At 67.5% G+C, this 23,648-nt stretch carries 14 protein-coding genes and 2 pseudogenes; 7 read left to right on the forward strand and 9 right to left on the reverse strand.

All coding sequences use genetic code 11. The features are described from left to right. Positions 1 to 19 precede the first annotated feature (19 nt). On the reverse strand, positions 20 to 3,169 hold the full coding sequence (locus KRR38_RS14225) for an autotransporter domain-containing protein (RefSeq protein WP_217402520.1): 3,150 nt from the start codon (positions 3,167 to 3,169) through the stop codon (positions 20 to 22). A 283-nt stretch (positions 3,170 to 3,452) separates the two neighbouring features. Between KRR38_RS14225 and KRR38_RS14230 the strand changes: the two genes are divergently transcribed. Together KRR38_RS14230 and KRR38_RS14235 are read left to right on the forward strand one after the other, a co-directional pair. After that, positions 3,453 to 4,112, forward strand: coding sequence for an RNA polymerase sigma factor (locus tag KRR38_RS14230; RefSeq protein WP_309141049.1), 660 nt, complete (start codon positions 3,453 to 3,455; stop codon positions 4,110 to 4,112). Then, the gene (locus tag KRR38_RS14235; protein WP_217402522.1) at positions 4,109 to 4,816 is read left to right on the forward strand and encodes a hypothetical protein; all 708 of its coding nucleotides are present in this window, start codon (positions 4,109 to 4,111) and stop codon (positions 4,814 to 4,816) included. The genes KRR38_RS14230 and KRR38_RS14235 overlap by 4 nt, the downstream gene beginning before the upstream one ends. 14 nt (positions 4,817 to 4,830) lie before the next feature. Here the strand turns inward: KRR38_RS14235 and KRR38_RS14240 are convergent, their stop codons facing one another. Continuing rightward, positions 4,831 to 5,550, reverse strand: a complete 720-nt coding sequence (locus tag KRR38_RS14240) for an AcvB/VirJ family lysyl-phosphatidylglycerol hydrolase (protein ID WP_309141050.1) — start codon at positions 5,548 to 5,550, stop codon at positions 4,831 to 4,833. A gap of 108 nt (positions 5,551 to 5,658) precedes the next feature. On the opposite strand from KRR38_RS14240, the gene KRR38_RS14245 reads away from it, so the two are divergent. Both KRR38_RS14245 and KRR38_RS14250 read left to right on the forward strand, forming a co-directional pair. After that, the gene (locus KRR38_RS14245) at positions 5,659 to 6,351 is read left to right on the forward strand and encodes a response regulator transcription factor (protein ID WP_217402526.1); all 693 of its coding nucleotides are present in this window, start codon (positions 5,659 to 5,661) and stop codon (positions 6,349 to 6,351) included. A 21-nt stretch (positions 6,352 to 6,372) separates the two neighbouring features. Next, positions 6,373 to 7,713 (forward strand): HAMP domain-containing sensor histidine kinase, encoded by a 1,341-nt coding sequence (locus tag KRR38_RS14250; protein WP_254514800.1) that lies wholly within the window; start codon positions 6,373 to 6,375, stop codon positions 7,711 to 7,713. Here KRR38_RS14250 and KRR38_RS14255 read toward each other — a convergent pair. Then, positions 7,654 to 11,037, reverse strand: coding sequence for a glycosyltransferase (locus tag KRR38_RS14255; protein WP_217402528.1), 3,384 nt, complete (start codon positions 11,035 to 11,037; stop codon positions 7,654 to 7,656). The two genes, KRR38_RS14250 and KRR38_RS14255, sit on opposite strands and share 60 nt — an antisense overlap. A 368-nt stretch (positions 11,038 to 11,405) precedes the next feature. Between KRR38_RS14255 and KRR38_RS14260 the strand changes: the two genes are divergently transcribed. The 3 genes and pseudogenes from KRR38_RS14260 to KRR38_RS36120 all read left to right on the forward strand — a co-directional run. After that, entirely contained in the window at positions 11,406 to 13,754 is a 2,349-nt protein-coding gene (locus KRR38_RS14260; RefSeq protein ID WP_217402530.1) for a CHAT domain-containing protein, read from the forward strand. After that, positions 13,751 to 17,383 (forward strand): filamentous hemagglutinin N-terminal domain-containing protein, encoded by a 3,633-nt coding sequence (locus KRR38_RS14265; protein WP_217402532.1) that lies wholly within the window; start codon positions 13,751 to 13,753, stop codon positions 17,381 to 17,383. The genes KRR38_RS14260 and KRR38_RS14265 overlap by 4 nt, the downstream gene beginning before the upstream one ends. A 617-nt stretch (positions 17,384 to 18,000) precedes the next feature. Beyond that, a pseudogene (locus KRR38_RS36120) lies at positions 18,001 to 18,960 on the forward strand (ShlB/FhaC/HecB family hemolysin secretion/activation protein); the annotation flags it as partial. Between the two features lie 302 nt (positions 18,961 to 19,262). Here KRR38_RS36120 and KRR38_RS14270 read toward each other — a convergent pair. From KRR38_RS14270 to KRR38_RS37020, 6 genes and pseudogenes are all read right to left on the reverse strand, one after another. After that, entirely contained in the window at positions 19,263 to 21,005 is a 1,743-nt protein-coding gene (locus tag KRR38_RS14270; RefSeq protein WP_254514801.1) for a methyl-accepting chemotaxis protein, read from the reverse strand. Positions 21,006 to 21,098: 93 nt separating this feature from the next. Next, positions 21,099 to 21,959 carry a protein-glutamate O-methyltransferase CheR gene (locus tag KRR38_RS14275; protein WP_217402534.1) on the reverse strand — a complete coding sequence of 287 codons (861 nt, stop codon included), beginning with the start codon at positions 21,957 to 21,959 and terminating at the stop codon, positions 21,099 to 21,101. Beyond that, positions 21,950 to 22,513, reverse strand: a complete 564-nt coding sequence (locus KRR38_RS36125; RefSeq protein WP_309141051.1) for a CheB methylesterase domain-containing protein — start codon at positions 22,511 to 22,513, stop codon at positions 21,950 to 21,952. Before KRR38_RS36125 ends, KRR38_RS14275 begins: the two co-directional genes overlap by 10 nt. Positions 22,514 to 22,733: 220 nt before the next feature. Then, a pseudogene (locus tag KRR38_RS36130) lies at positions 22,734 to 23,048 on the reverse strand (response regulator); the annotation flags it as partial. Positions 23,049 to 23,058: 10 nt separating this feature from the next. Then, on the reverse strand, positions 23,059 to 23,424 hold the full coding sequence (locus KRR38_RS14285) for a response regulator (RefSeq protein WP_217402537.1): 366 nt from the start codon (positions 23,422 to 23,424) through the stop codon (positions 23,059 to 23,061). A 75-nt stretch (positions 23,425 to 23,499) separates the two neighbouring features. Next, complete coding sequence (locus KRR38_RS37020; RefSeq protein WP_256449456.1) at positions 23,500 to 23,628, reverse strand: hypothetical protein; 129 nt, start codon at positions 23,626 to 23,628, stop codon at positions 23,500 to 23,502. Positions 23,629 to 23,648 lie beyond the last annotated feature (20 nt).

A 23,648-nucleotide genomic window follows, 5' to 3' on the forward strand; every position in this document is an offset into this window, starting at 1 on the left:
CGCAACGACTGCCGCGGCCTCAGAACGCGACACTCAGCGAAGCACGGCCCGAATAGTCGGTGCCGTAGTCGGTCCGCTCGGCGCGGGCAGCGAGTTTCCAGGTGAAGTCGAAGCCGCCCGCCAGCAGCCGCACTTCGCCGATCCATGCGCTCTGCTGCTTGTCGGGGGTGATCGAGAAGACGTCGCCATCCGTGAAGTTCGCGTTGGTCGTGCCGAGCGCCCCCGACAGGAAATTGCGCCGGCCGCCTTCGAGCTCCAGCGTCAGCGGCCGCAGGTCGCGCGTCGGCCGGCCAAAGCTGTAGGACGCGGTCATCGTCGTCGTGGCGTTCAGCGCCGTGCTGTTGCGCGCCGCCACGGTGAGGTCCATCGCTTCACCGCCGCCCGTCTCGGTATAGCCGTTCTCGTGCAGCCGGTAATAGTCGAGCACGGCCTTGGGCCGCAGCTTGAACTGGTCGCCCAGCGCGAAGTCGTAGGAGGCGCCGGCGGTCGCAGAATAGAGCCAGCCCTTCCATTTCGCGGTATTGGAATAGGTGAAGGCGGTCCCGGCATTGGTCCCGTCGAAGGTACGCGCGCTCGACACCGAGACGCGCGCCGCAGAGCCGCGGGCGAAGGCATAGAACGGACCCTGGGCAAGGCGCCACGACAGGCCGAACTCGTGCTGGCTCGCCTTGAGCTTGCCGGTTCCGCCGTTGTCGTCGATGTTGCTCTTCAGCCAGGCGTAGGACAGGCCGAACTGGCCGATGCTCGTGATACGTTCGAGCCCGCCCGATAGCCCCCAACCCGTGATCTTGTAGGACTGGGTATCGGTCGTATCCTTGTTCGCATGCCACATTACCGGCTCGAACCAGCCCGTGATCTTGCTGTCGTCGACCTTGAAAATCGAATCGCTGTCCATGACGTGCTGCGCCACAAGCCGCGAGGCGCGCGTCACGCTATCGAAGATGCCGCCGGCATGATCGGGCAGCAACTGGTCGAAATGGGTCTGGAGTGTCGCGCCGTCGGTAATGCCGAGGATGTCGCCGGACATCTTGGTATCGTTCACCGCCGCGTCGAGGATCGCGTCATACCCCTGTGCTGCCGCACGGCGCAGGCCGATTTCGTCGGCGGTCTTGCGCTCGATAGTCAGGATCAGGTCGTTGCCCGAAGCAGTTACCGCGCCGTTGTAGATGTAAGGCAGGCTGGTGGCCGTGCTATCGAAAGTGACCTTGCCGTTCAGCGTGCCGGCCGTGAGCACGGTGTAGCTGCCCTCCGCCCCGACCAGCGAGGAAATCGTCGCGCTGACTTTCGCGCCGTCGGCAAAAGTCGCAGTGTTGGCGATAACGTGCGAGCTCGTATGGCTGGCGCTGTTGACATAGACGCCCAGCGTGCCGCCCGAGTTGACCGTCAACGTACCCACCGTGATCGTATTGGCGGCATTGGCCCCGAAGGTTCCGCCGTTCACCGTCACCGAGGCGGCACCGCCATTGAGGATATTGCCGCTGAACTTGGCCGTGTCCGCGATCGTCAGCACCCCCGCCACACCGGCGAAGTCGATCGCGCCCGTGAACGAGGAAGTGCCCGAAAGCGCCGCGCTCGCCGCTCCGGTGCCGAAATTGACGTTGCCCGTATAGACAGCCCGGCCGGAGAGCTGGAGCGTGTCGTCGCCAGCGTTGAAATAGGTGTTGCCGGTGATCGTGCCGTCGCTCGCGGTCAGCGTGTCATTGCCCGATCCCGTGACGATGTCGCCGGAGATCGACGTATAGACCGTGGGGTCGACCGTTCCGTTCTTCTCGGCGGTTGCGCGGGTAGCGGCATCGGCGTCGTTGATGTGCTGGTTGATCGTCACGCCCGTGGTGTTCGACGAGAGGTTGATCGCCTGGCGCACGTCATCGCTGGTACCGCCGACCGAGATCGCGCCGGTGTTCTCGATCGAGGTCAGGGTCCCTGACAGATCGCGTACGCCGTAGACCGTGCCGTCGCCGGGCGAGGAGATGGTCGCGCTGATCGTGCCGCTGTTGTAGAGCTTGGAAACCGTGGCGCCCGAGTTGATCAGCAGCGCGGTCGCTGCGGAATCAACGGTCGCCGCGGTCACCGTGCCGTTGACCGCAATGCCGCCAGGCAGGCTCACCGTGCCGCCCTGGCCGCCGATCACGACGCCGTAGGCATCGGTCGAGGTGTAATAGGCGTTGCCCTTCACCGACCCGTCGACGACCAGCGAATAACCGCCTGTATAACCGGTGACCGGGCCGATCGTAATCGGGGTGGCGCCGCCGATCTGCAGCGCCGGCCCGTTGCCGTAGGAGATGATCGAGCCCGTTCCTTCCGACGCATCGGGGATGCCGTCACCGTCGACATCGGTGTTGCTGGTCGAGATGGTGGGCGGCACGCCGACGATGACACCGCCGGCGACATTGCCCGAAATCGTCGCAGCCGCAGCGCCGACCCGCAGATCGCTGCGCGACAGCGTGACCGTCGCGCTGTTGTCGTTGGTAAAGGAGACCGCCTGTTGCACCGTACCCTGGATCGTTACCGTGCCGCCAACATCGCCCGTCACGGCCAGCGCAGTCGCGCCCTCGCCCACAGCGGTGACGGTGCCATTGCTGATCAGGACGTTGCCGCTGACCGCGCCGGTCTTGATCGCCGTGCTGTAGTCGCCGGTCACCGTGATCGTGCCGCTAGTGGTCAGCGAACCGGCAAGCGCGCCATCGAGCACGATGCCCCCCGAGTTCAGCCCCTCGACCGTGATCGTGCCCGAATTGATGATATTGCCCGTCACCGTCCCACCCGCGAGCGTGTGGATGCCGTAGCGGTTGCTGGCCGAGGCGATTGGCCCATCGGCGATACCGTTGGCGTCTGCATCGGCCGGCACGAAGTTCTCGGTGACCGCAATCGTGCCCGAGTTGGTGATCGTGGTCGAAGTGCCGGCGTTGACCGTCACGCCCGAAGCGCCGTTCGCGCCCGCCGCCTTGAGACTGCCCGCGTTGCTCACCGTGTTGCTGCTGTCGACGGTCACTACCGCGCCGGAAGGGACCGAGATCGTACCGGCCGAGGTGACCGTGACGTCGCCCGCGCCCGAGGTCACCAGCGGCGTGGTCGTCGACGTGCTGACCGAAGTCGCCGCCAGGGCGGGGCCGGCAGCGAGAACGGCCGCGACAGCGGCAAGGCAAGGGGTCGTCGGGAATCTGCGCATCGTGGGGAAAGGTCCTGTTGCCGGAAAGATGGGGCGGAGCTTCGCCGCGGGAACGGGCCGGTCGCCAGGGGTGGCGGGGGGATAGACGGGCCGGTTGGCGCAGCGAAGCTCACGGCGGACTTAACGGCCCGGTCGGCCAGCCCCTTCGCGCCAATTGTAAAAAAATGTACGGTCGTCCGTTGCCGCCACGCATAAATCCAGCGTTCATCCGCCCACCCCTAGCCAAGCATGGCGGACGGGAGCACGGCCCAAGCCGAAGCTCCCGTGGGATAGCGGGTGGCGTGTGACATTCGACCAGAGCCCTGATTTCAGCACGGTGCTCGTCGGCAGTTCTGCCGAGGCCCCAGCGCCGCCTGCACCGCGCGTGACCTCCGGCGAGGGAGCCGGCGACGAGGGCCTGATGGTCGCCGTCGCGCAAGGTGACGTCGCCGCCTTCACCCAACTGGTCGAACGTCATTCGCCGCGGCTTTACCGCGTCGCCTACCGCATGCTCGGCAATGCCGAAGAGGCCGAGGACATCACCCAGGACGCCTTCGCCCGGCTCTGGCAGTCGGCACCCAAATGGACAGCGCGCGGCGGCGGCCTCGGCGCCTGGCTGCACCGGGTGGTGGTCAACCGTTGCCTCGACCGGCTGCGCCGGTTCCGCGTGGTCACCACCGACGTCCTGCCCGAGATCGCCGACGATGCGCCCTCGCCCGAGCGCTCGCTGGCGATCGACCGCCTCGGCCGTGCGGTGGACGACGCGCTCGCGGCATTGCCCGGCCGTCACCGTGCGGCGATTGTGCTTTGCTATTTCGAAGGCTTGAGCAACATACATGCCGCACAAGTGCTGGAGCTCAATCTGAAGGCCATGGAGTCGCTGCTGTTCAGGGCTAGGCGTAGTCTGCGCGAATTGCTCGAGGCGCGTGGCGTCCAGATCGAGGATCTGGAGCTGCTGCAGTGAGCGACGCCGATCTGAACCGCGACCTTCGCCTCGCCGACAGGCTGGGCCAGTTGCCGCAGCCCGCGCTGCCGGCGGGTCTCGCCGCGCGCATCGTCGCCAATGCCACGCGCCTGCCGCAGGATCGCGGCGAGCCGGCCGAGGAGCAGGCACCGGTTGCCGCCCCGCCCGAACATCGCCGCTGGCGGTGGCTGCCGCATGCGATCGGCACTGCGATCGCCGCGAGCGTGGTCGCCGCGCTGTTCCTGCAGCAAGGTTCGGTCGATCCGGCACCGCAGGCCGCCGCACCGCAGATAGTGCAGCAGGCCCCGGCGCCGCTGCCACAGGTCAAGCCGGAAAGCCCTACCGCAGCCCCGTCTCGTGAACCCGAGAGGTTTGCCTCGACCGCTCCGACTCTCGCGCCGAAACCCAAGGCTGTGAAAGAGCCCGGCAAGCTGAGCCCGTCGCCCGAACCCACGCCGGCGCCTTCCACCGCGCAGCCGCATCAGGACCAGACTCCCGAACTTGCCACCGAGCAAAATCCGCCGGGCAGCGAAGGTCCGACACTGCAAGCCTACGGCCCGCCGGCGAGCGACGATCGCGGCGCCCCCATGTTGCAGAGCGACCCATCCTCCGGTCTCGGCATCAGCGGCACCGCTTCGCCGAGCGTTCCGGCCCCCGCACCGTCACGGCCGGGGCGTGGCAGCACGACGATGCCACGCTTCTGAGCCATTCGCTCCCGTCAGCGCAGCGGTGCGGGCGGATTCAGCACGGCGGTGTCGACCGCCGCGGTCAATGGACCATGACTGAACAGCATGCGATGGCCGTCGTCGATGCCGATGCGGCGCGCCCGCGCCATCACCGCCGTGCGGCAGAGGCCGCCATCCTCCTCGGTCGCGAAGATACAGGTCACCGGCAAGCCGCGGAGCAGCGGGATCGTATGGTCGGGATCGGCCGCCGCCGGGCCGCGGTAGAAGATGCCCAGCGGATTGGCGTGAAAGTAGACATCGGTCGCCGGCACGACCAGGACGACCGAGGCGATGCGTTGTCGGAGCTCGGGCGCGACCCGACCCAGACCGCTGCCGACGATATCCGCGCCGAACGAGCTGCCGATCACCGCAAGCCGCTGCGCCCCGCTCTCGGCCAGCGCCTCCGACAGCGACCGCGCGACGCTGCGATCGACGAAGGCGCGGTCGCGCTGCTGCGCGAACAACGCCGGCGAACTGACGCTGAGCACCGGGATGCCGCGCGCGCGCAGGCTCTCCACGATCGCCTCGCCGGTGCCCATGCGCATGCCCATGTCGCCAGACCAATAGACCGCGGCGAGCGGATAGCGCCCCGGATGCTGCTCGTCCGATTGGCGAGGCCAGTGCAAGGCGAAAGGTTGGTTCTCGAAATAGCCGCCGAGCACCATCAGGCCGATGCCGAGCAGCAAAAGCGCCGGAATCACACCCGAAATCACCCTCGTCCATCGCCAGCGCGTTGATCCCATGGTGCAAGTAGTGGCCTGGCAAGACTATCCTTGCGGTGGGGAAGAGATTAACTGCTCGTCATATCTAGGGAGAAAACGATGGCGGGACGCATTCTGGTGGTCGAGGACGACGACCAGCTGGCGCAATATATCGGCAACGGTCTCGGCGAAGCCAATTACACCGTCGACCGCGCGAGCAACGGGCGCGACGGTCTGTTTCTCGCGAGCGACGGTGCCTTCGACGTCATCATCCTCGACCGCATGCTGCCGGGAATGGACGGCCTTGCCGTGCTCAAGGCCTTGCGCGCGGCCGACGTCGGCACGCCGGTGCTGATGCTTTCGGCCCTGCGCCAGACCGACGACCGCGTCGAGGGCCTGACCCACGGCGCCGACGACTATCTGGGCAAGCCCTTCGCCTTCACCGAGCTGCTGGCGCGCATTCAGGCGCTGATGCGACGCGGCCAGACCAGCAACAGCGCGCCGCAGCAGACGCCCGTGCTGCATTGCGCCGATCTCGAGCTCGATCGCCTCGCGCGCCAGGTCAAGCGCGGCAAGCGCAAGATCGTCATGCAGCCGCGCGAGTTCCGCCTGCTCGAATATCTGATGCTGCACGAGGGCGAGGTGGTGACGCGCACCATGTTGCTCGAGGCGGTCTGGGACTTCCACTTCGATCCCGGCACCAATGTCATCGACGTCCATATCAGCCGGTTGCGCCGCAAGATCGACGATGGCGAGGCGCAGCCGCTGCTCCACACCGTGCGCGGGGCCGGCTACCGGCTTTCCGCGGACTAGATTGCCATCCCGATGCGGCGGATGTTCACCTCTACGATTGTCGGCCTGGGAATCGCGATCTTCATGCTGCAGTTCCTGTCGAGCGGTGCTGCGATCTACCTGCTGCGCACCCAGATGCAGGATATCGTCCATGCCGACCGCACGCGGCAGGTGCACGACGTGCGCGACGATCTGCTGGCCGCCTACTACGACGGTGGTTACGCCGAACTCCACGAATTCATTTCGCGCGACAAGGGCAGCCTGGCCGACCCGGTGATTTTCGTGGCGCTGACCGGGCCGCACGGCACTTTGCTCAACAACGTCGCCCAAATGCCCGACGGCGTGCCCTACGACCGGCCGGGCATCGTCCATCTCCCTTTCGATGGCAATGCCCGCCGCGACGGTTTCGCCCTGGCAACGCGACTGCCGGAAAACGAGGAGCTCATCGTCGGTGCGCTGACCGACGCCGACAACCGCTTCGATCTGGCTTTCGCCGAAGCGGTTGGCCTGACCGTGGCCCTGACCGTCGCGCTCGCGCTGCTGAGCGCCGTGCTGCTCGGCAGCGTGATCAGCCGCCGCACCCATGCCATTGCCGAAACCGCCGAAGCGCTCGGCTCGGGCAATTTCGCTGCGCGCTTTCCGCGCGAGGACGTCGGTGACGGCTTCGACCATCTACGCCGCCAGATGAACCTGATGGCGGAGCGCATCGACATGCTGATAAAGCAGCTCCATTCGGTCTCGGGCGCGCTGGCGCACGACCTGCAATCGCCGGTGGCCCGCCTCCGAGCTTCGATCGACACCGCGCTCGCCTGCGACATGGACGAGCGCGCCGGCGAAGCCCTGCAGCGCGCGCGTGACGATGCCGAAGCGCTCCAGGCCATGCTCGCCACTGCGCTCGAGCTCGACCGGCTCGAAAGCGGCACGATCGAGGATCGCCGCCGTATGATCGAACTCGGCGAAGTCGTCGAGGACATGACCGAGCTATACGAGCCGCTAGCCGAGCAGTCGAACATCGTGCTCGACTGGACCATCGATGCAGTCCGGGTGAAGGGCGACCGCGAACTGCTGTCGCGGGCCCTGGCCAACCTGATCGACAACGCGATCAAATATGGCGGCGACCGGATCACGCTGCGCTGCGCCGCCGAAGGGCCCTGGGCGCTGGTTACCGTGGCTGACAACGGACCCGGCATCGACGCCGAGGACCGCGAGCGCGTCATGGACCGCTTCACCCGGCTCGACGATGCCCGCAAGCAGCCGGGTGCCGGGCTCGGCCTCGCCATGGTCGCGGCAGTGGCGCAGCTCCACGGCGGCGCGCTCGAGTTGTCAGGCGGCGATGCGTCCGATCTCGGCGGCCTGATCGCGACGCTCCGCCTGCCCCGCTGACGCCAGCGCATTGACGCTGCCGGTGCGCTCGAGCTTGCCCCAGCCGATGCCCATGCCCTGCAATGCCGAACCGACCGCACGGATGACGACGCTGTACATGAGCTGGCGATAGATGAAGCGCTGGGCGAGCAGCAGGAAAGCCGGGAACCGCTTCTCGCGCACGTCGAGCCGGTAGGCCACGAAGCCGCAGAGCAGGTCGACCGCGGTGAAGCCGAGCCAATAGGCGGCCATGCGCAGCACGTCGGTCTGGGTCTGGGCCCAGCCGTGCTGGGTCACGCGCAGGATGGTCCCGCCGATCGAGACCAGCAGCGCCAAGTCGATCGCCGGCGAGATCACCGCGAAGACGATCTGGAACAGCCAGGCCTGCGGCATGCCGACGAGCGCGATGCCGCTCGGCTTGCCGCGGCCGAGGACGGCACGGTGCTTCCACAGGCACTGCAGCGTCCCGAACGACCAGCGGAAGCGCTGCTTCGACAGCGCGCGGAAAGTCTCCGGCGCTTCGGTCCAGGCCACGGCGTCCTCGTCGTAGGCGACGCGCCAGCCGCGGCGCTGGATGGCGATGGTGAGATCCTGGTCTTCGGCCAGGGTATCCTCGGGATAGCCGCCGACGTCGTCGAGCGCCTGCCGCCGCCAGGCGCCGACCGCCCCGGGCACGACCATGATCGCATCGAAGCGCGTCAATGCCTGGCGCTCGATGTTCTGCGCCGTGACATATTCGACCGCCTGCCAGCGGCTGACGAGATTCACCCGGTTGCCGACTTTGGCATTGCCCGCGACCGCGCCGATGCGATCGTCGGTGAACCAGCGGACGAGGCGCGAGATGGTCTCGCGCTCGAACTGGGTGTCGGCATCGAGCGCGACGACGATCTCGCCGCTGGCGACCAGCAGCGCACGGTTGAGCGCCGAAGCCTTGCCGCCATTGGTCATCGTCAGCAGCGTGACCTTCGGATGCTCGGGGAAGGCCTCCGAAACGATCGCGCTGGTGCGGTCCTTCGAACCGTCGTCGGCGACGATGATCTCGATGTTGTCGTAGTCGCTCTCGAGGATCCGCGCGATCGACGACTCGATCACCGTTTCCTCGTTGTAGGCCGGGATGATTACGCTGACCCGCGGCGCAAACGGAGTTTCGGCCGGTGCAGGCTTCGGCTGCAGCCGCTTGCGCAGCAGCGCCAGCACCGTCATCCCCACCGCGCGCAGCACGCCCAGCGAAATGGCGAAGAAGAACGTCCAGTTGAGCGCGACGATGAAGGCACCGATTACGGTGAAGGCGAATACGTCTGTCCTGACCGCGGCCAGATCGATGCCCTCCACTCTGGGCATTACCTGGTCGCGGTCAAGACCTGCCAGCGTCGCAGTCGGTACGATGCGATAGCCGGCGTGTTGCAGTCCCGAAATGATCGCCGGCAGCGCGGCGACCGTCTGTGAGCGGTCACCGCCGCCATCGTGCAGCAGCACGACATTGGCGGTGCGATCGGGCGTCTGATTCTCGATGTCGGCCAGCGTGCGGTCGACAATCGCCTGCGTGCCCGGACGCGTCCAGTCGCCCGGATCGGCGTGGAGCCCGACGACGGTATAGCCCTGCCGCTGCGCGGCCAGCGCCGGCAGCAGTTCGTCGGCCGTGGTCGGCTCGGCGTCGCCGAAATAAGGGGCGCGGAACAGGCGGGTCGAGCGACCGGTGAAGGCCTCGATCAGCCGCTGTGTGGCGTTGAGCTCGAGATCGATCCCGGTCTCCGGCTCGTCGGCCATGTTCGGGTGGGTGTAGCTGTGGTTGCCGATCTCGTCGCCGTCGGCAACCATGCGCTGAAGCAGGCCGCGGTTGGCAACGCCGTTCTCGCCGACGATGAAGAAGGTCGCGGGAACGTGATAGGCCTCGAGAATCGAGAGGATTTTCGGTGTCCACACCGGGTCCGGCCCATCGTCGAAGGTCAGCGAGACGAGCTTGGGCCGCGCGCCGGTGCGCTGGACGACATAGGGAGTCGGCAGCCGGTCGTAGTTCTCGCCCTGGATCAGATTGGTCTTGGGGTCGAAGTTGACCATGCGATGCCCGGGCTGTGGCACGGCGGCAATCTTGAGGATTTCGCCCTGCCCTTCGACGTCTACGTTGGCATCCTGCGCTATGGCCTCGAGCTTGGGCCGGGCCTGGCCGCCGCGCCAGGCGCCGAGCGCCGGCCAGAAGCCGGGATCCTCGGAGCCCAGACGCCAGATCGCGACATTGCCGACGCCAAGGCGCGAGAGCGTATGCAGCTCATTCCAACTCGCCGCTGCGTCGAGCATCCACACGTCGTGGCGATGGCCATCGTCGTCATATGAGAAGCCGACATTGCCACTGGCGCGGTCGAAGATCGGCGTCTCCTCGCTGTCGCGCGCCGCCTGCCAGGCCTCCTCAACGGTCATGCTGTCGGCATGGCCATCGTGCCAGTCATAGGCATAGTTGCCCATGGCGACGATCGCCTTGCCCGGTGGCAGGCCCTGCAGCGTTGCAATCAGACGGTCGTTGAACCAGGCATCCGACGCGATCGGCCCCGGCTGTCCGCCTTGCCAGTGCTCGTCGTAGGCCATCAGGATCACGCGGTCGGCAACCTTGGCGAGATCGCCTACCGGCCAGATCGGATTGTCGATCGGCGTGGTCACCGAAACGAGCTTGCCCCTGGGCTGGAGCGCCGCGCGCGTCTCGCCGACCAGCCGGACGAGATCGCCCATGCTGTTCGCGGGCAGATTCTCGAAGTCGAACATCACACCAGCGTCGTGCGTGCTGTCGAGATAGTGCGAGATTTCGCCGATCAGCTGCGTCCGCCGCCGCGGATCGCGCATCAGCGCCGCCGTGCCGGTGCCATCCCAGGTGCCGTTGGCGGCGTTCTGCAACACGGGCACGACCAGCGGTCGATGCAGGCTGCTGCCCACCACCCGCCGCAGCGGCGCGTCCTGGGTGGCGGCGAGATGTCCACCTTTGTCGAGCGACAACAGCGTCGGCGCGACCCAGTCGATCTGGTCGATATGGTGCGCCAGCGCGGGCGCGCTCTCATCGGTCCACGAAGTGTAGAAGGCGACGGTCAGCGGCTTGCCGGGATTGCTCGCCACTGGGACTTTCGGCTTGCCGTGGATGATATGCACGAGCTTGTGCTTGAAGCGGCTGACTTGCGTGCGGAACGGCAGCGCCGTCATGCGCTCGAAACCGATCGGCAGCGGCGAAGGCACCGGAACAGATACGACCGTGGAGGCGAAGATCAGACTGGCCGCAAGCGCCGTTACGATGGCAGCAAGCATCCCCCGCCGGACCCATTTGCGGCGGCGGCCCGACTGGTCGTAGAACACGGGACGTGTCAATCGCGAAGCCCATCAGGAGAGGAAGGTTGACGACCCGGCACCAGGGGATGACAGGGCGATTGCCAGAACAGCACCGGATCGTCGAAGCCACTTTTACGCAGTTGGACCCGACGGAGTGGTGGCCGGGAGATTACGATTTGGACATTTGGTCTGTGCCCCTCGACCATAGATGGGGATATCCCCTTCAGGGCGGGTGCGGGACTGTGTGCCAAAGGGCGCATAGTCGGTAAAACAACCAGGGTTTCGGGGCGCGTTCGACAAGGGCAGTGACAACCGTGGGGGTAATCCATCACTGGCCTATTCGCTGGCTGCGCCCCGGTTTGCCGGGCGTCGCGCTGGCGCTTTCAGTACTTGGATCGGCACTTGGAATGTCCTCGGCTCATGCGGCCGAGATCGGTTCCTATTGCTCGAACGGCAGGCAAGCAGGGGCAAACGGCGGCGGCGATGCCAGGCTGGATGCCGCTTCAGCCACCGCGGAACGCGATCTGCTTACCGGACAAGGGCAGACCGGAGCCGCCGATGCCGTCCTCACAACGCTCGGCAAGGTCGCGGCGGAGGAACCTGCGGCAAGCGCCGCTGCACTCTCGCGGTTCTGCCTCGCTGCCGGAGAAGCCGCGCGTTACGCCTCCCAGGGCAGCCCCGAGCAGGCCAAGCGGCTCTTCCTGCAATCCTACAGACTCAGCGGGGCGCAACGCGATGTCGGGGCAATCGCCGCCTACCGCCTGAGCCTGCTGAGTCTGAGCGGATCGAGCACAGGCGTGCGCGGCGCGGCGCGCGGTATGCGCGGCGCGGTGCGCGGTATGCGCCGCGGCCAAAGCGACACCTCGCAACCGTCCACCGGCGCCATCGTGCCGGCAGAAGGCTGCGCGGCGTTCGACGGCGACGATGCGAGCTCGATCACGGGCAGCAACCTGACGATCGCGGCGCTGCGTTGCGCCGCCGACAGCGCCGCAGCGGCGGGCGATCAGGCACTGGCCACCCGAGCACAGGTACGCCTATCGCGCGTTCTCCTCAGTCTCTCGCAGCGGCGCTCGGGCGACGAAGCAGAGCTGCGCGAAATGGCAGCCAATACCGCGCGAGAGGCACTGCAGGCCAGCGAGAGCATCGCGCTCCCCGGCAGCCGCCTCGGCCTGACGGCGGCGGCGTTCGAGGCTGCCCTCGACGCGGGTGTTGAAGCGGCCGGGATCACCACCGAGCGCGACTGGTTGCTGGGCGCCTCCGCCGACAGCGAACCGATCCTGCGGGCGCGCGCCCTCGCCGCCGCGGCGCGCTTCGCCCTGGTCACCGGCCAGCGCGACGATGCCGCGGCCTTGCTGCGCCAGGCGATCCAGACCGAAGCCGCCGCGCCGCCGGTCGATATGCCGCGGCTGTACCTGCTGCTCGCCGAGGCCGAGCCCGCCCGGCGGGCTGCGCATATCCGCGCGGCGTTCCACGCGCTGGGCGCGGTGCGGCCGATCCTGCCGCGGTTCGATCCGATCACCGACGAGAGCAGCTTCACGACCCAGGTCCAACCCGTGTTCGAGGCCCTGGTCGAGCTGATGCTGCCCGACCAGGCCACCACAATGGACGCCGCGACGATCAAGGCCGTGCAGGAAGTGGTCGAGGAGTACCGGCAGGCCGAGATCCAGAGCCTGCTGGGTCGCGACTGCGTACCGACCAGCCTGCCGCTCAAGGAAAGCGAACTGCGCAGCGGTGAGATCCTGCTCTACCCGCTGCTCCTGCCCGACCGGGTCGAGCTCATCTACGCGGTCGGCTCCGACGATGGCACCGCGCGCTATGTGCGCCTGCCGCCCAACACCTCTGCAGACCGGCGCGAAGTGACCACCCTGACGGCGACCATGGTCCGCTCGATCGCCTACGACGGCGACGACGCCTGGGAAGCCGCATCGCGCCGGCTCTACGACATCCTGATCGCGCCGATCGCCGCCAAGCTGAGCCCCGAGACCACGCTGGTGCTGATCCCCGGCCAGGAACTCGGCGCCCTGCCTTTCGCCGCGCTGCGCGACAAGGACGGGCGCTTCCTGATCGAGCGGACCCGGCTGGCCGTGGTGCCCGCGCTCGCCTATTCGCAGCCCGGCGCCGCCCACGGCAGGACCGAACCGACCGTGCTCGCGGCGGGTCTAGGCAAGGAGGTCGATCTGCCCGCCGGCAAGTTCCCGGCGCTCGCCGGCACGCTTTCGGAAGTGCGCGCGATCGCGCTCGAAGGCGTGCCTTCGGGCCACCGCAACATCGTGCTGGAGAACTTCGACCACGCCGCCCTGGTCAAGGCGCTCCAGGGCCGTCGCATCGACATCCTGCACCTCGCGACCCATGCCTCGTTCAACGGCGGCTCGGACCGCTCGTTCATCGTTTCCGACGGCGACATCATCCCGATGGCGGAACTGCGCGGCATGATCGGGCGCAACGCGACGCGCGGCGACCTGCTCGACCTGCTGATCCTCAGCGCCTGCGAGACCGCGGTGGGCGACGACGAGCAGAGCCTCGGCCTCGCCGGCGCGGCGATCCAGGCAGGCGCCAAGAGCGCCATCGCCTCACTCTGGGAAGTCAACGACACCGGCACGGTCGAGCTGATGAAGGCTTTCTACGCCAACTACCGGCGCGGCGACGGCAAGAGCGCCGCGCTGCGCGACGCCCAACTCGCAATGATTGCGCGCGGGGGCGACCTCGCCGATCCGATCGTCTGGGCGAGCTTTACCCTGCTCGGAGGCTGGCGATGAGGTTTCGTCCCGTCCTGCTGGCCACGGCAGCGCTGATCGCCACGCCAGCCATGGCCCAGACCGCGATCGTGCCCGACGCGCCCGGCTCGGGCTACGAGACCGGCACCACCACTTCGCGCGCCGGTGCGGTCACGACGATTGCCGGTGGCACCCAGACTGGTGGCAACCTGTTCCACTCGTTCAGCACTTTCACGCTCGACAGCGGCGAGACGGCGCGATGGACCGCGGGCAATCCCGCCTCGGTGACTGCGGTGATCAACCGGGTCACGGGAGGATCGGTCTCGACGATCAAGGGCACGCTCAGCACCTCGGGCCTGCCCAACGCCAACTTCTTCTTCATCAACCCGGCCGGCATCGTACTCGGCGACGGCTTCCGCCTCGACGTCGCCGGCGCGGCCCATTTCTCGACCGCGCAGGAGCTGCGCTTCGCCGACGGCGCACGCTTCTCTGCCAGCACGGCCAGCGGCTCGAGCTTCACTGTCGCCAACCCGGCCAGCTTCGGATTCCTCGGCGGCCAGGGCAACATCACGCTCGCCGATCCGTCGCGAACGGTGATGCTGAACGGCACGCTGGGCCTGTCTGCGGCGAATCTGACGGCAACCGATTCGACCGTTATCGCCGGTGGCCTGCGCGCGGCCGCTGTCGGCACGGGTGCCACCGAGATCGCACTGGAAAATCCCCTGCCCGCCGGGTTGGCCGGCAATTTCACGGCAACGGATTCAACGCTGCGAACGGTCGCCAATTCCCAGATACGCACCTTCGACATCGCAGCCGACACCCTCTCGCTCCAGAATTCGAAGGTGCAGACCGACGCAGGCCCTACCGTTGCCGGGGCCGACATCGCGCTGACCGCGCGCCAAATCGACGTGCTTGCCGGCAGCCAGGTCCTGGCGATAACCAACACTGCAAGCCGGACCGGCGACGTCCGCATCGCGGCGAATGACATCCGCCTCGACGCCGGCGAAATCCGCACGCGGTCGAACGCTGGTGCAGCGGGCGATGTCGGCGCGGTGACGATCGACGCCGCCACGCTGTCGCTCGCCAACAATTCCTTCATCACCGCGACGACATTTTCGAGCGGCCGGGCCGGCGCGATCATGATCGACGCCGATGCGCTGACGCTGGAAACCAATTCGACCGTTGCCTCGGGCTCGAACGATGACGGCGACGCCGGGCTCGTGCAGATCCGCTCGGACAGCATCACGCTTTCGGGCATGTCGACGATCAACGGCAGCGCCCGCGGCGCCGGGCACGCCGGCGCACTGATGATCGATGCCGGGCTGATCGACGTCTCCGACGGATCGTCGATCAAGTCGGAAGCGAACGGAACGGGCGACGGTGGCAACATCGTCATCAACGCGGACCGACTGCACCTGTCGTCGAGCGGCGCGGTCAATACCAACTCCTCAGGCACCGGCCATGCCGGCCTCATCGCGATCAATGCGGGCACGGTCGATATCGAGCACAGTGGCTTCATCACCTCAGGCGCACTGGGTGACGGTGCCGCCGGCAACATTACCGTCACCGCCGACCGCCTGAACCTGCGCGATGGCGGCGCGATCACTTCCTCCACCGAGGGCGCAGGCAACGCCGGCGACGTGGTGCTGAACCTCGGCATGCTCCACAATGTCGGCGGCCTGATCTCGACTTCCGCACTCTTCGGCTCGACCGGCATGGGCGGCCGCGTCCAGCTGACCGCGAACGAGGCCTTCCTCGGCGTCGGCGCCCGGATCGTCTCGGAGACCGAGGGGCCGGGTCGCGCGGGCGCGATCGAAATGACGATCGCGGGCGCGCTGACAATGGCCCATGGTGGCTTTGTCTCGACAGGCTCGTTCGACAGCGGCCACAGCGGCGACATCTCGATCCGCGCCGGCTCGCTGACCCTGTCGGACGGCGCACGGATCGTCTCCGAAGCCCTCGACGCTGGCGACGCCGGACGAATCGGCGTCGAGGTCGCCGGCCTGGTATCGATGGATGGCGATGCGGTGATCAGCTCAAGCAGCCTGACCGCCAGCACGGGCAATGCCGGCGGCATCAAAATCGAGGCCCAGGCGCTGTCGATAACCAATCGCTCCAATCTGGCTTCGGTATCACAAGGATCGGGCAATGGCGGCGGCGTGACGGTCAGTGCCGACACCGTCTCGCTCGATAGCGAAAGCGCGATCAGCAGCGACAGCGAGGGCGGCGAGGCCGGTGGCATCGGCATCACCGCGTCCACGCTGACTCTGAACGGCCTCGCATTCATCAGTTCGGAGGCGCTCGGCAACGGTGCCGGCGGCGTGGTCAACATTGCCGCGAAGACCGTCAGTCTCTCGCAGGGCGGCGGGATCAGCACCGACACCTTTGGCGACAGTGCCGGCGGCCGGATCGACCTGGCCGCTGACAGCCTTTCGCTGGATACCGACGGCCTCATAGCCTCGCGCACCTATGGCGCGGGCAACGGCGGCGGCATTTTCGTCAAGGCCGGCAAGGTGGCAATAGGCCAGGGCGCGATCACCGCCAGCAGTGTGCCGGGATCGTCGGGAGACGCCGGCCTGGTAAGCGTGACGGCAGGCGACATCGCGATCGGACCGGGCGGCCTGCTTTCCTCCGAAGCCAGCGGCACGGGCAATGCCGGCAGCATCGACATCGCCGCGACCAATCTGCGAATCAACGGCGGCCGCATTCTCGGGACCACCGATCCCGACGCCGGCGACGCTGGCGACATCCGGATCAGGACGGGCCTGCTGTCGGTCACGGGCGGCGGCACGATCAACACCTCGCTCCAATCGCGAGGCCTGCCCGGCTCGATCGGTATCACCGCCGACGACGTGATCCTCGATCGCGGCACGATCAGCGCCGATCTCGGCGCCTTCGCCCTGCCCTCGACCGCACTGCTCGGCATCACCGCGAAGAGCATCACGCTCCGGCCCCGCTCCGCGATCACCGCCGTGTCGCGCAGTGCTTTCGGTGTCGGATCGATCAACCTCAATTCCGATTCGCTCGAGCTCACCGGCCCCGACACGCAGATCTCGACCTCGAACGCCTATGACGCCGGCGGCGCTCCTGCCTCGCCGGGAGCCGGCGCCGCGGGCTCGATCCACATCGCGGCCAACGACATCGCGATCCGCGAAGGCGCGGCCATATCGAGCAATTCGGTCTCGGGCCCGGCGGGCAACATCGACTTCGCCATGCCGGTCGGCACCGGCCTGCTGCGGCTGGAGGGCGTGTCAGCGCCAGGCGTCATCACCACCTCGTCCGGTCCCGGCACCGGCGGCGTGATCACGATCCGCAACCCGCTGGCAGTGATCACCAACGGCGGAACGATCCTCGCCCAGGGTCAGCAGGGCGGCGCTTTCGTCGTCATTGCCTCGCGCTATTTCATCCGCTCGGCCGACCGGCTGAACATCATCCGGGTCGACGGATCGATCAATATCGACGCCAACCTCTACGACGTCAGCGCCGGCCTCAGCAATCCGGGGCTCGCCTTCCTCGATTCGTCGAAAGTGCTCAGCGGCCAATGCGCCGCCGCGCGCGTGAGCGGCGAAACCAGCGAGATCAGCGCCAAGTCCTATGGCCCCTACGTTCCGGCGGGCCTGCCCGAGATCAAGGACCTGACCGCCATTTCCGGCAAGACGACCCCGTGCTGAAGCGCTGGACCTGGCCCGTTCTGGCGGCGGCGCTGGCGCCAGCTTGCGCGCAGGCCGAGGAGGCACAGGCACAATCGGACCCGAGCCGGAACAGCGTTCACGAGCCGCTGCCGCTGCCTGCCTATCCCAACCCAAGTCCCATCGAGGCCCCACCAACAGCGGGAACGCCGGCCGCGCTCCCGAGTCCCGCCTTCGGCCTCGTCGCCCTAGACCAGGTTGATATCGCCGCCGATCCCGCCAGCAGCCCTCCGCTCGCAAGACCTCTGTGGCAACCGGCGGAGGCCACCGACGACGGACTGGCGCTCCGACACGAGCGAGGCCAGCCGCTCGACGCCGACTGGGTGAAATCGCAGTTCGCCGCCAACGGCCAGCTCGGTCATGCCGTGCCTTTCGACCGCATCTGGGCAATGATCCAGTTGATCAACCTGGCCTATGCGCAGAACGGCTATATCAATTCGGGTCTCGTCCTGGCAGAGCCGATCCAGCCGGGCAGCCACGCCCTGTCGCTGCGGCTGGTCTACGGCCGACTGGGCAAGGAAGGCGATCCCGCGTCAAACCTGCGCATCGCCTGGACGCCTTCGCGCCAGGGCCTGAGCAACGGCTTTATCGCTGACCGCATGCCGTCGGCCCGTGCCCGGCCGATAAACATCGGCGATCTGGAACGCGATTTCCGACTGCTGGCCGACAATTCCTTCATCCGCACGATCCGCACCAATCTCGTGCCCGGCACGCAGCCCGGCGAGGCGGCGCTCGACATCGCGGTTACCCCGCAGCCGCGCGAGGACCTCTACGTGACCTACGGCAACAGCCGCTCGCCGAGCGTCGGCGGCGAGCGCGTGGCCGTCGGCGGGTCGCTACGCAGCCTGGCTGTAGCGGGCGACACGCTCGCGCTCGAATATGGCCGCACCAGCGGGCTCGACGACGTAACCGGCTCCTACGAGGTGCCGTTCTTCTCGCCCGACCTGACGCTGCGCCTGCGCGGCGCCTACAACCGCGCGGCCGTGGTCGACACACCGCTGCTACCGCTCGATATCCGCTCGCGCGAGTGGTACGCCGAGGGGAGCATCGACCGAAAGCTGATCAACAGGCCGCTGCTGCCGGGCGCAGAGCCGGGCAAGTGGGCGGCGGCGCAGGACCTAGCCATCGGCCTGACCGGCGTGCACCGCCAGACGCGCAGCTTCCTGCTGGGCCAGCCGTTCTCCTTCACGCCCGGCTCGCAGGCGGGGCGGACCGAATATACCGCCGCGCGGATCACGGCGAACTATTCACGGCGCACCCCCGAGACCGTGCTGGCTGTCTCGGCCAGCGGCAGCCTAGGCCTTGGCGGGACCCAGTCCGACGTGCCAGGCCAGCCCGACGCGGACAGGCATTTCACAGCGGCCTTCGTCCAGGCGAACTATGCGCGGCGGCTCAACAGGCAGCAGCTCGAGCTGCGCCTGCGGCTGGCGGGGCAAGTGGCCGGCGGCACGCTCTATTCGGCCGAGCGGCTGTCGGTCGGCGGCTACGATACGGTGCGCGGCTACCGCGAGAACGTGTTGTTCGCCGACGAAGCGCTGCTCGGATCGGCCGAACTCGCCCTGCCCGTCCGTTTCGCCGGACGATCGGCCAGCGAGGCGCAGGGGCGGCTCGCCACGGTCGTGGTCTCGGCCTTCGCCGACGGCGCCGTGCTCCACAACCGGGGGGACGAGCCAGCCCGTGCCCGCGCATATCGCGAGCGTTGGAGTCATGCTCGACTGGAACCCTGCCGACTGGCTGCGAGCGACCGGCGTCTTCGGGCAGGCGCTCAACACGGTTCCACCGCCGGGCGACCGCGATATCCAGGATCGCGGTTTCGCCTTCCGGCTGGTCTTCCGCCCGCTCGCGCTGCTGCGGCGCTAGCTCAGGCCGCCTGGTCCAGCACCGGCTCCGGCAGTTCCGTCCGGATGCTGGTCCGGCGATCGGTCGCGCGGACGTGCTGGAGGAACTGGTCGACCTGGCCCTTGAGCCGCGCCGCCTGGTCCTGAAGATCGGTCGACGAAGTCAGCACCTGCGACGCGGCCGCCCCGGTCGCCAGCGAGGTCTCGCGGACCTGCTCGATGTTCGAGGTCACGTCGTCCGTGCTCCGCGCGGCGAGGTCGATGCTGCGCGCGAGATCCTGACCGGCGACCGACTGCTGATCGACCGCGGCGGCGATCGAGACTGCCGTCGCCTCAAGCTCGCCGATATCCTCAGCGATCGCGCGCAGGGCGGCGACGCTGCCCATGGTCGATTCCTGGATCTCCTGGATCTGCTGGGCGACTTCGTCGGTCGCCCGGCTGGTCTGAGCGGCGAGTTCCTTGACCTCGGAGGCGACGACCGCGAAGCCGCGACCCGCCTCGCCGCCACGCGCGGCTTCGATCGAGGCGTTGAGCGCCAGCAGGTTGGTCCGCTGGGCGATCGTCGAGATGAGCTTGACGATCTGGCCGACCTGCTCGGCCGAAACCGCGAGTTCGGAGATCGTCGCGTCGGCGTTGTTGGCGGTCATCGTCGCCTTGCGCGCCAGTTCGGCCGAATTGGCCGCCTGCCGGCTGATCTCGCTGATCGACATGGCGAATTCGTCGCTGGCGGCGGCGCCCGCGGTGACCCCGGCCGAAGCCTCGTTCATCGCCGAGGAGACTTCGCCGATCTGGCTGACCGACTGCTCGGCCGCCGCGGCCATCGAGCTGGCAGTCAGCTGAAGCTGGCTCGATGCGGCGGCGACGCCGCTGACCACTTCGCCCACGGTCTGCTCGAAATTGTCGGCGATCTGGAGCAGCTCGCGAGTCTGCCGCGTCTGCATTTCCTCGCGCTCGAGGCGGATTTCCTCCTGCCGCGCGATCTCGGCCTTGGCCGCTTCGGCGGCTTCGGTGCGCATCTTGTCGAGTTTGAGATAGCCCATGCGGAAGATCTCCAGCGATCGCGCCATGTCGCCGATCTCGTTGGCCTCGTCGGTGCCTTCGACGACGAGCTCCTTGTTGCCGTCGGCCAGACTGAGCATGGCCTTGGTCATCTTCACCAGTGGCTCGGTGATTTTCATGCGGACGAAACCGAGAGCCAGCAAGCCGTTGATCGCAGCGATCAACGCGAAGGCGATCGTGACGATCTGGCTCCAGGAGATGAAGCTGTCGCTCGACCGCTGGATCGCGGTAGCGCGGACCGTCAGGCTGTTCTCGATCGTGTTAGCCTCATCGGCGAGCTTGAGGCCCTCGGCCTGGCTCGACCCGGTCGCGGCGCTTGCCGTAAAGCCGGCCAGATTGCGATCGAGGCTATCGAAAGCCTGGTCGAGTTCAGGGTCGGCATCGTCGAGTGCCCGCCGGGCCTTCGCCAGGCTGTCGCCGGCCTGTCCGAGCAGCGCACGAGCTGCGTCCGAGCGCTTGGCATCACCGCTTTCGAGCTGGAGTACGGCCCTGGCGATATTGCCGCCGGCATCGGAGACGAGCTGCGCCGAGGCGTTCAGCCGCGCCAGGTTCTGTGCACGGTACTGGACCTGCGACAGGACCACCCAGCCCGCAGTCGCGATGATCAGCGAAAGTACCAGGAACACGCATATGATCACGCGCATCTTCATCACGATGGACTGGCGGTCGAACCAATTGCGTTTCCGCTGGGCGATCACTTCCGGCATTGCAGAATTCCCCGATTTCGCAGTCTGGCGCTTCGCATCCCGATGCAGAGTCGGGAGCTTAAAGGTGGGCGCTTAAACAAGGCTTAAACCGGCTCAGCCCGCGGCCGTACGGCGGACATCGGCATGGGCCGCATGACGATAGAGGCTGGGCACGCCCCGGTCGGGCGCGATGAGGTCGGTCTGGCCGATCGTCGTCTCGCCGGCGCCCAGGATCATGCAGCCATCGGTCGCCAGCGCCGTGCCCAGCCGCTCGAAAGCGCGGGCGCGGGTGGCGTCGTCGAAATAGAGCAGGACGTTGCGGCACAGGATCAGATCGAAGGTTGTCGATGCGGAGACCGAAGGCGGCAACGGGTCGAGGATGTTGTGCAGTTCGAACCGCACCATCTGGCGCAGCCGGTCCTGCGCGCGCCAGCCCTGCGGGGTCTCGTCGAAGAACTGGACCATCTGCCCCACGGCGAGGCCGCGCTGGATCTGGAACGGCGTGTAGCAGGCGCTGCGCGCGGCATCGACCATCGACTGCGAGACGTCGGTGCCGAGGATGCGGATCGTCCAGCCATGCCAGCGCGCTTCGCGCTCGGCGAAAAGCATGGCCAGCGACAATGCCTCCTGGCCGGTCGAGCAGCCCACCGACCAGATCGACAGCTGCCGCGTGGAGGCACGTCGCTCGGCGAGATCGGGGATCACCTTGTTCGCCAGCAAATCGAACACCGCCCGGTCGCGGAAGAAATAGGTCTCGTTGTTGAGCAGCGCTTCGACCACCTCGCGTGCGAGCGGAGAGTGGCGCGAAAGCCCCAGCTTGGCGACCAGGTGATCGAGGCTGGCGATGCCGTGCTCGCGAAACAGCCCGGACAGCGCCGTGCCGATGCGCCAGCCGCGCGCGGCCGGGAAGTCTTGGCCGGTCTGCGACTTGAGCAGGTCGGCCAGGCAGCGTTGGGCGGCGTCGCTCACCTGCATGCGGCAAGCCCCAAGCGGCTGCCGATGAGCTCGGCCAGTTCGTGCGGCGGAAGCACGGCAGAGGCAAGGCCGGCTTCGACCACGGCGCGGGGCATGCCCCAGACCGCGCAACTCGCTTCGTCCTGCGCGAGGATCGAGCCGCCCGCGGCGACCAAGCGAGCCGCCCCCAGCGCGCCGTCGCGGCCCATGCCGGTCAGCACCACGCCGAGCGCCCCCTCGCCGATCTCTTCGGCCAGCGAAGCGAACATGGGATCGACCGAAGGCAGGCAGCCGCTAGCCACCGGGCTGCGGTCGAGGCGGACGACAAGGCGCCCCGCCTGCTTGCAGACGGTCAGATGGGCATCGCCAGGGGCGATCAGGATCCGGTCGGGCTCCACCGGCGTGCCTTCTTCGGCGAGCACGGTCTCGTAGCCCGAAGCGGCGGTCAGCTGCCGGGCGAAATGCGGCATGAACGCGGCCGGCAGATGCTGTGTCAGCAGGACGGGAATCCCCAGCCGCCGTGGCAGGCCTCCGAACAGGTTTGCCAGGGCATGAACCCCCTCCGGTCGAGGCACCGATCGCCAGAATGGTGGGTGGCGTCCGCGGCAGGCCACGGGCGGCAAGCGTAGGCTTGGCGACGACGCGGACCACCTTCGGCGCATCGACCGCAACCCCTCCGAGGTCGCGGATCTTGCCGAGCAGGACTTCGCGATAGACGCCGTGGAAGCCGCGCCCTTGCGGCTTCGGCAGGGTATCGGTAGCGCCGAGCGAAAGGGCCGCCAGCGTATGCTCGGCCCCGGCGAGCGTCAGCGCGGAGACCACCAGGATGCGCGCGCCCCGCGCCCTTTCGATCAGCTTCGGGAGAGCTTCGAGGCCACCCATTCCCGGCATGTCGAGATCGAGCAGGATCACGTCCACCCGCTCGCCGCGCAGCACTTCGAGCGCGTTCTCGGCAGTGCTGACCGTGGCGACGACTTCCAGATCGTCGGCCGCCTCGACCATGCGCCGGAGCGCCGTGCGCGCCACCAGCGAATCGTCGATGATCATCAGCCGGACGGCTCTGGGAAACCGCGGCGCCGACGATTTTTCTTTTTTGGGCGACCTTATCATTGAGCAGCGTTCAGGCGACGCCGACGAGTTGTAGCTTCATGTGCAGGGTATCGTGGTCGAACGGCTTCATGACATATTCGTCAGCCCCCGCATCCATCGCGGTGCGGATATGCGCGACGTCGTTCTCGGTCGTGCAGAACACCACCTTGGGCTGGTTGGCGTGGCCGCCCTGGCGCAGCAGGCGGATGAATTCGATCCCGGTCATCACCGGCATGTTCCAGTCGAGCAGGATCAGGTCGGGCATGGCCTCTTCGCAGCGTTCGAGCGCTTCGCGGCCGTCGCAGGCCTCGCTGACGGCAAAGCCCAGGGCCTCAAGCGATCGGCGCGAGAATTTGCGGACCACCCGAGAGTCGTCGACGATCAGACAGGTCTTCATTGCAGTCGCTCCCTTTCTCTCATCGAACTAGGCGGAATTTCGTAACCATCGGCTTAAGCGCTCCCTAAGCGGCTCCTACGCAGCTTGTGCCTCCTCGGGTCCGGCGATCAATGCCGCGGGATCGACCAGGAGCAGCGGACCGTCGTCGGTTTCGACCATGCCGTGCGACATGGCGGCCCAGTTGCCCTGGAGGCGGGTGTGCATCGGCGTGGGTTCGGACCGCG

This window comes from Novosphingobium sp. G106 (genome assembly GCF_019075875.1).
GTDB lineage: Bacteria > Pseudomonadota > Alphaproteobacteria > Sphingomonadales > Sphingomonadaceae > Novosphingobium.

Excerpts from the sequence above, each read along its gene's own strand:
- KRR38_RS14260 (WP_217402530.1), top strand. The coding sequence starts at position 11,406 with ATGTCCTCGGCTCATGCGGCCGAGATCGGTTCCTATTGCTCGAACGGC.
- KRR38_RS37020 (WP_256449456.1), bottom strand. The coding sequence starts at position 23,628 with ATGCACACCCGCCTCCAGGGCAACTGGGCCGCCATGTCGCACGGCATG.
- KRR38_RS14245 (WP_217402526.1), top strand. The coding sequence starts at position 5,659 with ATGGCGGGACGCATTCTGGTGGTCGAGGACGACGACCAGCTGGCGCAA.
- KRR38_RS14225 (WP_217402520.1), bottom strand. The coding sequence starts at position 3,169 with ATGCGCAGATTCCCGACGACCCCTTGCCTTGCCGCTGTCGCGGCCGTT.
- KRR38_RS14270 (WP_254514801.1), bottom strand. The coding sequence starts at position 21,005 with ATGCCGGAAGTGATCGCCCAGCGGAAACGCAATTGGTTCGACCGCCAG.
- KRR38_RS14250 (WP_254514800.1), top strand. The coding sequence starts at position 6,373 with ATGTTCACCTCTACGATTGTCGGCCTGGGAATCGCGATCTTCATGCTG.
- KRR38_RS14275 (WP_217402534.1), bottom strand. The coding sequence starts at position 21,959 with ATGCAGGTGAGCGACGCCGCCCAACGCTGCCTGGCCGACCTGCTCAAG.
- KRR38_RS14285 (WP_217402537.1), bottom strand. The coding sequence starts at position 23,424 with ATGAAGACCTGTCTGATCGTCGACGACTCTCGGGTGGTCCGCAAATTC.
- KRR38_RS14265 (WP_217402532.1), top strand. The coding sequence starts at position 13,751 with ATGAGGTTTCGTCCCGTCCTGCTGGCCACGGCAGCGCTGATCGCCACG.